This window comes from Dellaglioa sp. CoH-57-MRSF-17 (assembly GCF_056782015.1).
Window position 1 is genome coordinate 286,149 of the sequence record NZ_JBXAXY010000002.1, and the last position, 11,614, is coordinate 297,762.

An 11,614-nucleotide genomic window follows, 5' to 3' on the forward strand; every position below is an offset into this window, starting at 1 on the left:
ATTTGACATAAATACAATTATTAGCTTCAAGTAATAGACACTTTTGTCAAATATGACTATTCTGATTCTATTACCAAACAAAAAAGGAATTTATCTTCACAGATAAATTCTCATTTTTATATTACTTAATATTTAATTTACTTAAATTACCTAATTTTGAACTCATCTTAGCAATTAAACTCAATTGATTTAAGCGATTATTTTTAATTTTTGTATCATCAACCATAACCATTGTCTGGTCAAAATAATTTTCAATTAGCGGACGAATCTCGCTTAATGTAGTATATAACTTCTCTGACGTTAAATCTGCCAACTGACTTTGGATTATTTCAACTCGTTCAAATAAATCTTTTTCAGCAGTATTATCTAATAATACTTGTTCAACAACTAGATTAGTTGCCTCATTTTTATCTGCTAGCTTTAATACACGATTGATTGCTTCAACGGTCTCCTTGAAATCCTTATCATTTTTATGATTTTCTAAGGTTACAGCGGCCTCTGACATAACTAATAAATCTGCATCTGTACTTTCAACAACACTTTCAATTACATCATAACTGACGTTTTTATTTGAAAGCCATTGCTTCATACGATCATTAACAAAACTTAAAATATCTTTATCATTTTCGCCAACAGTCATCTTGGTAAATAAATCTGGATGTATCGTTGCCAATTCCTTAATATCGTTCAGTACCTCAAGTGGTGAAAAATGCCACTGACGATCTTCAACAATTCTAACTATCCCAAACGCTTGACGACGAAGTGCATAGGGATCATTTGATCCAGTTGGAATTAATCCAACTGAGAAGAAACTTGACATGCTGTCCAACTTATCAGCAATTGCTAAAACTGCACCAATTTTTGATTTAGGTAGTTCGCCATCAGCACTAATTGGCATATAGTGTTCAGAAATTGCTTGTGCAACAGTTGGATTTTCGCCCATTAGCAAGGCATATTTCTCACCCATAATTCCTTGAAGTTCAGAAAATTCTCCAACCATCCCTGTTACCAAATCAAATTTATAAATTTCACTTGTTCTTTGTAAAAGAGATAATTCATGGTCATTTAAGCCAAGGCGTTTACCAATGATTTGTGCCATTAATTGAACACGTTCCATTTTTTCAGACATTGATCCAATTTTATCATGGAATGTGACATTTTTTAATCGCTCTACATAATCATTAATCGTTTGTTTTTGATCTTCTTGGTAGAAAAATGCAGCATCTTCCAATCGTGCTGTAAGAACCTTTTCATTGCCTGCTTCGACGTTAGCAATGTTAGCTTCTGTCCCATTACGAACTGAGACGAACATTGGTAAGATTTCATCGTTTTGGCCACGCACATAAAAGAATCTTTGATGGTCTTTCATTGAAGTCATTAGAACAACATCAGGAATATCTAAATATTTCTTATCAAAATGACCAGAAAATACTGTTGGATATTCAACTAAATTGTTAACTTCTTCCAAAAGATCCTCATCAAGAATAATATGCCAGTCTTGATTATTTTCAAGATTAGTAATTTGTGTTCTAATCATTTCTTTTCGTCTATTAGAATCAACGATTACATATTGTTCTTCTAATTTTTTAACATACTCTGTTACTGAGGCTAAATCTACAGCTTCTCCTAAAAAACGATGGCCTTGCGTTTGGCGGCCAGATTTAATATTTAAAATACTGAATGGAATAACGTCACTATCAAGTAACGCAACTATCCAACGAATTGGTCTAACATATTTAAAGTCATAATTTGCCCAGTGCATCATTGTTGGGAATGTCATCGCTTCAATCACATCTTTAATCTGAACCAAAATATCTTTGGCAGATTTACCAGCGATAAATTTATTTACATAGACATACTCAACGCCTTTTAATTCTTTAAACGTTATATCGTCTGTTGTTACTCCTTGTCCACGGACAAAGCCTTTTGCAGCATTAGACCAATTTCCTTCATCATCCATGGCAATTTTCTTTGCAGGTCCTTTAGCTTCTTCTTGAATATCTGCTTGTTTATCAGCCAAACCAGTCACTTCAACAGCTAAACGTCTGGGTGTTGAGAATGCCTTTATTTCGTCAAATGATAACCGTTGCTCTGTTAAAAAGTCACCTACACGTTTAGCCAATTGATTTTGGCTAGGTGTAACAACATGAGCAGGAATTTCTTCTAACCCAATTTCTAATAAAAAGGAATGTGTCATCTTATTTATCCTCCTTTAATAATTTACTACGAAGTTTTTCATCTTTTAGTAATGGGTAGCCTAATTTTTTACGCTCCTGTACGAAAACTTTAGCAATTGATTTAGCCATATTTCTAATTCTTGCTAAATATCCAGCACGTTCAGTAACAGAAACGGCTCCTCGAGCATCTAATAAATTAAATGTATGACTACATTTTAAAACATAATCGTATGCCGGATGAACTAACCCATTGGCAATCTGTTTTTTGGCTTCTGTTTCATATACATCAAACAAATTAAATAACATTTCTTGATTGCTTTCTTCAAATGAATATTTAGAATTTTCATATTCTGGTTCTTTAAATATGTCGCCGTACATGACCCCATCAGCCCATTCAAGATCATAAACACTCTCAACATCTTGAATATATGAAGAAAGGCGCTCTAAACCATAAGTAACTTCACTAGTGACGGGATGTACCTCTAATCCACCAACCTGTTGGAAATAAGTAAATTGTGTAACTTCCATACCATCAAGCCAAACTTCCCAGCCAACACCAGCACAACCCATTGATGGGTTTTCCCAGTTGTCTTCAACAAATCGAATATCATGTTCAGCTGGATCAATACCTAATGCACGCAAACTATCCAAATATAAATCTTGAATATTTGCAGGAGATGGTTTCATCACAACTTGAAATTGATGATGTTGGTACAAACGATTGGGATTTTCGCCATAACGACCATCTGCAGGACGTCTTGAAGGTTCAACGTATGCAGCATTCCATGGTTCTGGTCCAATTGCACGTAAAAATGTGTAAGGGCTCATAGTTCCAGCACCTTTTTCTGTATCATAAGCCTCCATTAACATACAACCCTGATCAGCCCAGAATTTTTGTAATGTCATAATAATATCTTGAACAGCTAACTTTTTTGACATAGTATTCCTCCTTATTTTTAAGCACAAAAAAACCTATGCAGTCTTATAGACCACATAGGGACGATTTTAATATCGCGGTTCCACCCTACTTCTGGTTCAATTCAACCAGCAGCTTCATTAACAAAGGACTCCGAAAATGCCAATAAAAATAATTAATTACTTAGCTTGCACTAATCCTAAGTTCGCTTTAATAACTATTCTTACCCTTTTTCATCATAATCCCGCTATTTATTTCTCTATAATCATAGTTTAGAAATAAGTATTTGTCAATTATATTTCAGTATTTTTCTTTAATGAGACTGGCCAAGAACTGATTCCATCGATAAATTTTTTACTTTTCAAATTTAATCCAACACTATTATCATAAATAACATCAATAATACGACGTAATTCCTTTTTGGTACTCTCAGCAACCTTGATTGAATTTAATTTATCAAGATTCACTACAGAAAATTGTCTCAAATAAAAAATTGTTTTTTGAGTAGCATGAAGTCGATTATTATCAAGATACCAATGTTTAGAACACAGTAGCCCACCGTAAGATTCTGAATAATCAAATTCTCCCTGCGTTTCGCCACCAACTGCACAGACCTGCAATTGAGGCTGTACACCAAAAACTGTTAATAGCTGAATTTCAATAATATTTGTAATAATTTCTGGATCAAATTCTTCGTTAATCAATCGAATTGCTGTCACAACTTTTCGGTACCAAACAGAGATGGGTTCGTTATCTTTGAATGCAGCATCAATTAAACTAAAAATATAAATGGTATAAGCATTACTGATTATATCCTGTGAAATCGTTTGAAATTGTTCAAACTCTTTAGCAGTATTAATAAATGATAATCCGTTGTCATTTATACTCCCACTGTAAGTTCCGATTGTAAATGGTAGTAAAGCAGCAGATAATTTGAATCCTCGTTTTCTAGCACCTTTAATAAAAAACATTTTTTTACCATAACGATCGGTTAAAAATTTCACTAAAAGATCACGTTCTTTATATTCTTTACGATAAAGTAAAATCCCTTCAAAATCTGCATTATTCTGAACGATACTATGCATCCCCTTTCCATGAGCAAATAAAAATCGGAACAAAAATTATCTTGTTCCGATCATTAGTTACTTCTTAATAGTCATCTTCACGGTAACCAAATGCTTTTAAATCAGTCTGTTTATCTCGCCAATTTTTTTGAACTTTAACCCAAAGTTCCAAATAAACGCGATCACCAAGCATCGTTTCGATATCTTTTCTAGCTTTAACACCGATATCTTTTAACATTTTACCACCTTTACCAATAATAATACCTTTTTGCGTTGGACGTTCAACGATAATTGTTGCAGAAATGTGCAATTTTTCTTCGTCCTCTTTTTTTATATCTTCAACCAAAACGGCAACTGAGTGAGGAACTTCTTCTCGTGTTAATTGTAAAACTTTTTCACGAATTAGTTCACCCATAACAAAACGTTCTGGATGATCTGTAATTTGATCTTCTGGGTAAAACTGGGGTCCTTCAGGTAATTCACTAATTAATGAATCAACAAGCTCATCGACGTTATTTCCTTTAAGTGCTGAAATTGGGAAAACTTCTTTATAGTCCAAAGATTCTCGATACGTTTCCACAATAGCTAATATTTCATCAGGGTGAATTTGGTCAATTTTATTAATAACCAAATAAATTGGTTTCTTAGTATCTTTTAATCGATCAATAATAAAATTATCTCCTGGTCCACGTTTTTCTGTTGCATTAACCATAAATAAAATAGCATCAACTTCACCAAGTGTTGAAAGTGCTGATTTGACCATAAAATCACCTAAACGACTCTTTGGTTTATGAACACCAGGTGTATCAATAAAGACAATTTGTGCATCATCTGTTGTATAAATACCTTGAATTTTATTTCTGGTCGTTTGTGCCTTATCACTCATAATAGCAATTTTTTGACCCATAACATTGTTTAAAAATGTTGATTTTCCAACATTTGGTCGTCCTAAAATTGCCACAAATCCTGAATGAAACTTTTTATTTTGCATTAATTAATTCTCCTCTTATTTATGTACCTTTTATTATAATTGACTAATCAAAAACTAATTCTAACAGTTGTGGGATAAAAATAAGACATCCAACAATCATCGCAAATAGTGCCGAAAGTAAGACAGCAGCAGCTGACATATCTTTAACTTTTTTTGCAATCTCATTATATTTATGACCAGTTGTCAGATCAACCAGATTCTCTATAACTGTGTTCCAAACTTCATTAATAATAACCATACTAATGCTAAGAGCTAGCCATAGCCACTCTGTTTCAGAAATTTGAAAAATTGCCGCACAAATAGATACTAGTATCATCATGGCTACATGTTTTTTCATATTTCTTTCTTCTTTAAAAACCGTAACAAGGCCATCTAGAGAATGTCCTAGTGACAACAAAAATGTTCGATTTTTTTTAACTTGGCGCTTATCGTTTAAGGCCATAAGCATCTAATATCTCTGTTTGTAATCCAAACATTTCTTTTTCATCTTCAGGTTCCATATGATCGTAACCATTTAGGTGTAAGAACCCATGGACTGTCAAAAATCCCAATTCACGTTCATAAGAATGACCATAATCAACTGCTTGTTCAGCAACTTTTTCAGTTGAAATCATGATATCACCGATATTTTTAGCAATTTCAGGCATATCCATACCTTCATCATCAGGAAAAATAATTGGCATATCATCTCCATCTTCTTCGATTGCGAAGCTGATGACGTCAGTTGGTCTATCTACATTTCGATATTCACGATTAATTTTGTGAATTTCTTCATTATTCATTAAAGTAACTGACATTTCTGTTTCATCAGGTAATTTTATTTTCTTACCCGCAAAATTAAGAATTTCTTTAATTAATGTTATATTTTTTTCTGGTTCTGCCTTAGTGTGGTCAAAAATTTCTAAATCCATAATAACCCTCTTTAAATTCGTTTTATATGTCCCAAAGTTACTCAACTCAAATAATAGCATAAAAAAAAAGGAACTACAATTCAAGTTGAATTGTAATTCCTTTTTCGCTAATTTAATAATGATTTAACTGTCTCACTTATAACCTTACCATCAGCGCGTCCCTTAAGTTTAGGAATAACCGCACCCATGACTTTTCCAAAATCAGCTTTTGATGTTGCACCAACTTGTGAAATAACTTCTTTCACGACATCAGTAACTTCTTCAGCTGATAATTGTTCAGGTAAATATTTTTCGACAATTTTTATTTCCATATCAAGATTTTCTAAAAGATCATCTCGACCGGCATCTTTGAATTCTGCATAAGATTCTTTGCGTTGTTTTAACTCGCGAGCCAATAAAACAGTTTCATCATCAACTGATAAATCATGACCTGCTTTAATTTCTTCGTTTGTAACAGCTGCTTTAAGCATTCTTACAGTACTTAAAGTTTGTTTGTCTTTTGCTTTCATCGCTTGTTTTAAATCGTTATTAAGTGTTTCTAATAGACTCAACGTGATTCCTCCCTAGACTAGAAGCGTTTCTTAGTTGTTTTACGCTTTCTTGCTGCTTCGGATTTCTTCTTACGTTTCACACTTGGCTTTTCATAGAATTCGCGTTTACGGTATTCTTGTAATGTACCTGTTTTAGAAACGGAACGTTTAAAGCGACGAAGAGCATCATCGAGAGATTCGTTTTTACGTACGACTGTCTTTGACATAGATATCCCTCCCTCCGAGCTTGAATGTAACCGTCTTTTTATGCATTAAGTTGCATCGTCGAACTGTCCTTGTTCATTATAACTAAAGTCTTTATCGCCGTCAATAAATCTTTTATAAAATATTTGAGATAATACAAAAAATATACTTTTTTTTAACAAATTAAGCATAAATCAATTGATCTAAATCAATAAACAGCTTTAATTTAACCCAAGTTCCGTTAATAGATTAGGATTAAAGGTATTTTCTTTAAACATCAAAATTTCTTTTTGATATGGTGATTGTTGATTTTTTTTATCTACACCTACATATGGTGTTTCTAATATTTTAGGTACCTTACTAAATCTTTCGTCATGTACAATACTATTTAATGCATCAAACCCAATTTCACCAAAGCCAATATTAGCATGTCTATCTTTATGACTTCCTTGAACATTTTTTGAATCGTTAATATGAAAGACTTTCAATCGATCAATTCCAATAATATCATCAAACTTTTCTATAACAGATTCAAAGTCATCTTTAATATTATATCCAGCATCACTAGTATGACATGTATCAAACGTAACAGATAATTTATCATTCAACTTCACACCATCAATCATTTGTGCAATCTGTTCAAATGTTCGTCCAACCTCTGTACCCTTGCCCGCCATTGTTTCAATAGCAATTTGAATTTTTTGGTCTGAAGTCAAAACTTCGTTTAATCCTTCAATGATATGTTTAATTGCAGCTTCATCTCCCGCACCTACATGAGCACCAGGATGGAGAGTCATTTGAGTAGCACCTAATGCTTCGGCCCTATCTATTTCAGCTTTCAAAAAATTGATTGCAAATGTAAAATTCTCTGGTTTAACTGTATTTCCTAAATTGATAATATAAGGGGCATGAACAACTATATCACTTAATCCATGTTCCACCATAAAGGCTTTACCTTTTGGAATATTCATCTCTGAAATATCTTTTCGCCTTGTATTTTGAGGTGCTCCCGTATAAATCATAAATGTACTTGCTCCATTATTCGAAGCCTCTTCGGCGGAACCAAGTAACATATCTTTTCCCTTCATACTAACATGTGATCCTATCAACATTATCCTTACCCCTTTTCGCATTTTAACTTGATTGTATTATAACATTGATTATAAAAAAAGATTTAGAATACTCACCTGACAGGAAGTTTTCTAAATCTTTTATATTTAAATTAAATCAACAAAATGAGCTCTAAATTTATAGTGTAAATGTGATCCTATTAAGAGGAACATTAATGTGATTGACCAAAATAGTAATAGTTGTGTTGGATTATTAAAAAACCAACCTTCGCTCAAGAAAGTTTCTCTAAACCCTGCGACTAAATAGTTAAACGGATTTATTTGTAGAATTCTAACAAAAACTTTAGGAAAACTACCAGAATTTAAATTGAATAAAATACCTGACATGTAAAATAAAACCCTCATAATCGATTGGAGTGCTATATAGTAATCACGAGCTAAAATTGAGATGGTTGAATTAAAAATACCGAAAGCAAATAAAAATGCAATCATACAGATAAAATAATAAATGTACTGTAACCAATACAAAGTGGGCGTTACACCTGATAATAATAAAACAATAATACTAAAACCGAACATAACCCAATACGCAGTCATTTGACTGACCATACGAATTGTTGGTAGTACGCTAACTGGAAATTTCATTTTAGCAACTAATCCAACTTTTTCATAAACACTACGAGACATACCAAGTACACTAGAATTCATAAACAACCATGGGGCGATACCCACCATCATCCAAGCAAAATAATTAACCCCATCTATCTGTTGTCCAGCGTGCAAGGCAACACCGAAAACAAGATAGTAAATACCAATTTGAATCATTGGGTTTAAAAACTCCCATGCAATTCCTAAATAATGACTTTGGTAACTTGCTCGATCTTCATATTTTGAAACTCGAAATATAATTGGTAAATTTTCAAATTGTTCTTTTATAATTGAAATAACTTTTTTCAATGTATTGACGCTCCTTATTTAAGTAAAATAATAATCTAGAACACGCTCTGTCGCATGCCCATCATTAGATGTATTCCATAATAAATTAAATGTTGCTAATTGTCTATCACTATTTTTGAATTCTTTATAAGTAGCAACTAGTTCACTCATTGTTTGCACAATCGGTCCTGGTACCCAGTTATTAAAATCCGATTGAATCCCAATACTACTTTCATAATTCTTTAAATCAAAACAATAGAATAAAACTCGTTCAGCGTTTGGCAATAAACTGAAATCAAAAATAACCGATGAATAATCTGTAATTAAACAATTTGTGATGACCAACAATTCTCCAGTTGTGTATTCATCCACCCATAAAATATCATTATTCTTAGATAATAATTTTTTAAAGGCAAGCTCTTTGTCCTTTAAATGCGGATGTAATTTAATAATTAACTTAGTTTCATCATTTAATAATTCTTGAATATTAGAAAAATCATCTGGTATTTCTAATATAACTTCCCCATTTATATCTTCTCTATATGTTGGTGCGTATAAAATGATTTTTTTCTTAATTAAGTCTGGGTGGCTACTAAAAATATTTTTTTTTGTTAATTTTATCCAATTGCTATCTTTAAATTTATCTGTAGCAGGGTATCCAAGTTCTAAAATGTGATTATCAGAAACATGATAACTTTTCTTAAATACTGACCCCATTTTAGCTGACGCTACAATAAAATCATCAAATTGATTATAGACAGATTGAAATCGTTTTTTATCTTCAGCTGATCGATCAGCTGTCTTAGGCTCATCCCAACCAAACGATTTAATTGCCCCATTTGCATGCCAAAGTTGAACAATTTTGGTTGTTTTTTTTGTATGCATTGTGGCTAAAAAAGCAAAATAATTATCGACAAAAATTAAGTTACTCTTAGAAATCAGAGGGATTAAATTTAATACGAAAGAAATATTTTCAGTAAATATTTTGGTTTCAATATTTAAGTCTTCGATATTCTTAATTTCTAACTTCATAGAAGGTCGATAAAAAATGATTAAATGTTGATTATTATCTAAACATCTTTGATTTAATTTCCGAATGAAGTCACTATTACCACCGAAACTCATTAAATAGCTGATATTAGTACTTTTTTTAGAGAAATTCAGTAACGAAAATAGTCTGATGAGAAATAAGTAGATTATCTTTTTAATTTGCATAACTTATTAATCCTTTAGTTTTATTTATAATGCTTGCTCATAAAAACGTCCCCATATCTGAACGTTTTCTGAGATACTAACAAATGCGACCGGGTCTGACTCTTCCATTGCATCATGTAATTCATTTTGTTCATATCTCGAAATAACGGTAATTAAAAGTGTCTTATCATCATGATGATAAGCACCCTCAACATCGTTAACAATTGTGATTCCACGACGCATATGATTTTGTATTGAATCAATCACACTCTTAGGACGACTCGTCACAATCATAACTTGCATTTTTTGTTGTCTTGTATAAACCATATCCATGACTCTAGCATTAACAAATAATCCCAATGCAGAATAAAAAGCATATGGCCAACCATAAATAAAACCGGCTGCTAGAACAATAAAAGCATTAAAAATAATATTAATAGTTCCAATACTTTTACCTGTTTTCTTTTTAATTGTTAAGCCAATAATATCTAATCCACCAGTTGAAATTCCATTTCTAAGCGCTAATCCAGTACCAAATCCATTAACAGCTCCACCAAATATCGCGCAAATAATAGGATCCGTTGTTAACGTTACTGGCGTAATTGCTTTGATCATAATACTTGAAAATACAACTGCTAGAAAAGTAAACACAGTAAAACGGTGACCAATTTTATTCCAAGCCAAAATGAACATTGGTACATTTAAAAGAAATAAGAGTAACGCAGTCGATATTTGAAATGGTGCATATCGACTAAGGAGGGTTGCTACTAATTGCGCTAACCCCGTAATACCAGAGGCATATATTTTTCCTGGTGTCCAAAAAAAGTTCATCGCAACCGAAACTAATATCGCATATATAAATGCTGTTGAAGCTTTGGCCGCGTATGAATGTTTCTTAAAAATTTGTTGCAGATCGTCCATGATCAAAAAACCTCACATTTCATTTTAACAAGTTACGAATATTATACCATTCATTACGGTCAGATACAGTTAGACATTTACTTATCAAGTAAATCTTAATCTATACAAAAAGAGTCTTTTCAAAATTCATTCGAAAAGACTCTTTTAACTTATTTAGATTTCCAGACAGATTGTTTAAATTGATTCCGTCCACCGTTTTCTTCCATAGCAAATCTTCTTGGATTCTTTTTATAAAACTCTTGATGATAATCCTCAGCAGCATAAAATGGACCTGCATCTTCTATAGTTGTAACAATTGGTTCTTTGAATCTATGACTATCAATCAATAGTTGTCTTGAAGTTTCCGCAATTTTTCTTTGCTCATCATTTAGTGTATAAATCACTGGGCGATATGAACTACCCCTATCTTGAAATTGCCCCATCGCATCAGTTGGATCTGTTTGTTGCCAATATATCTCAACAAGCTGAGCGTAATTAATTTTTTTAGGGTCAAATGTTATCTCAACTGCCTCAGTATGCCCCGTTGTTTCAGATACAACATCTTCATATGTTGGATTTTTAGTGTGTCCTCCTGTATATCCAGATACGACATTTAAAATTCCTGCTTGTTCTTCAAACGGTTCAACCATGCACCAAAAACAACCACCAGCGAATATTGCTTTTTCACTCATTATCATCATTCCCCCTCTTAATATATGAT

General features: G+C 32.5%; 13 protein-coding genes. All 13 read right to left on the minus strand.

Features of this window, described 5'->3' with window-relative positions; genetic code table 11:
• Nucleotides 1-121: 121 nt before the first annotated feature.
• Nucleotides 122-2,197, minus strand: a complete 2,076-nt coding sequence (glyS, locus tag AC1RPJ_RS03325) for a glycine--tRNA ligase subunit beta (protein WP_481761358.1) — start codon at nt 2,195-2,197, stop codon at nt 122-124.
• Between the two features lies 1 nt (nt 2,198).
• The gene (glyQ, locus tag AC1RPJ_RS03330) at nt 2,199-3,116 is read right to left on the minus strand and encodes a glycine--tRNA ligase subunit alpha (RefSeq protein WP_409022489.1); all 918 of its coding nucleotides are present in this window, start codon (nt 3,114-3,116) and stop codon (nt 2,199-2,201) included.
• Between the two features lie 270 nt (nt 3,117-3,386).
• Complete coding sequence (recO, locus tag AC1RPJ_RS03335; protein ID WP_481761411.1) at nt 3,387-4,178, minus strand: DNA repair protein RecO; 792 nt, start codon at nt 4,176-4,178, stop codon at nt 3,387-3,389.
• Between the two features lie 64 nt (nt 4,179-4,242).
• On the minus strand, nt 4,243-5,148 hold the full coding sequence (gene era / locus AC1RPJ_RS03340; RefSeq protein WP_409022487.1) for a GTPase Era: 906 nt from the start codon (nt 5,146-5,148) through the stop codon (nt 4,243-4,245).
• Nucleotides 5,149-5,191: 43 nt separating this feature from the next.
• Entirely contained in the window at nt 5,192-5,596 is a 405-nt protein-coding gene (locus AC1RPJ_RS03345; protein WP_409022486.1) for a diacylglycerol kinase family protein, read from the minus strand.
• Nucleotides 5,574-6,059 carry an rRNA maturation RNase YbeY gene (gene ybeY, locus AC1RPJ_RS03350; protein ID WP_409022485.1) on the minus strand — a complete coding sequence of 162 codons (486 nt, stop codon included), beginning with the start codon at nt 6,057-6,059 and terminating at the stop codon, nt 5,574-5,576. The genes AC1RPJ_RS03345 and ybeY overlap by 23 nt, the downstream gene beginning before the upstream one ends.
• A 107-nt stretch (nt 6,060-6,166) precedes the next feature.
• Entirely contained in the window at nt 6,167-6,610 is a 444-nt protein-coding gene (locus AC1RPJ_RS03355; protein ID WP_409022484.1) for a GatB/YqeY domain-containing protein, read from the minus strand.
• 17 nt (nt 6,611-6,627) lie between these two features.
• Complete coding sequence (gene rpsU / locus AC1RPJ_RS03360) at nt 6,628-6,816, minus strand: 30S ribosomal protein S21 (RefSeq protein ID WP_057973588.1); 189 nt, start codon at nt 6,814-6,816, stop codon at nt 6,628-6,630.
• 198 nt (nt 6,817-7,014) lie between these two features.
• Nucleotides 7,015-7,905 (minus strand): deoxyribonuclease IV, encoded by an 891-nt coding sequence (locus tag AC1RPJ_RS03365; protein WP_409022483.1) that lies wholly within the window; start codon nt 7,903-7,905, stop codon nt 7,015-7,017.
• 105 nt (nt 7,906-8,010) lie between these two features.
• The gene (locus AC1RPJ_RS03370) at nt 8,011-8,820 is read right to left on the minus strand and encodes an ABC transporter permease (RefSeq protein WP_409022482.1); all 810 of its coding nucleotides are present in this window, start codon (nt 8,818-8,820) and stop codon (nt 8,011-8,013) included.
• 18 nt (nt 8,821-8,838) lie between these two features.
• Entirely contained in the window at nt 8,839-10,014 is a 1,176-nt protein-coding gene (locus tag AC1RPJ_RS03375) for a CDP-glycerol glycerophosphotransferase family protein (RefSeq protein WP_481762404.1), read from the minus strand.
• A 24-nt stretch (nt 10,015-10,038) separates the two neighbouring features.
• Nucleotides 10,039-10,914, minus strand: a complete 876-nt coding sequence (locus tag AC1RPJ_RS03380; RefSeq protein ID WP_409022480.1) for a YitT family protein — start codon at nt 10,912-10,914, stop codon at nt 10,039-10,041.
• Between the two features lie 149 nt (nt 10,915-11,063).
• A complete protein-coding gene (msrA, locus tag AC1RPJ_RS03385; protein WP_409022479.1) occupies nt 11,064-11,585 on the minus strand; it encodes a peptide-methionine (S)-S-oxide reductase MsrA in 522 nt (173 codons plus the stop codon).
• Between the last annotated feature and the right edge of the window lie 29 nt (nt 11,586-11,614).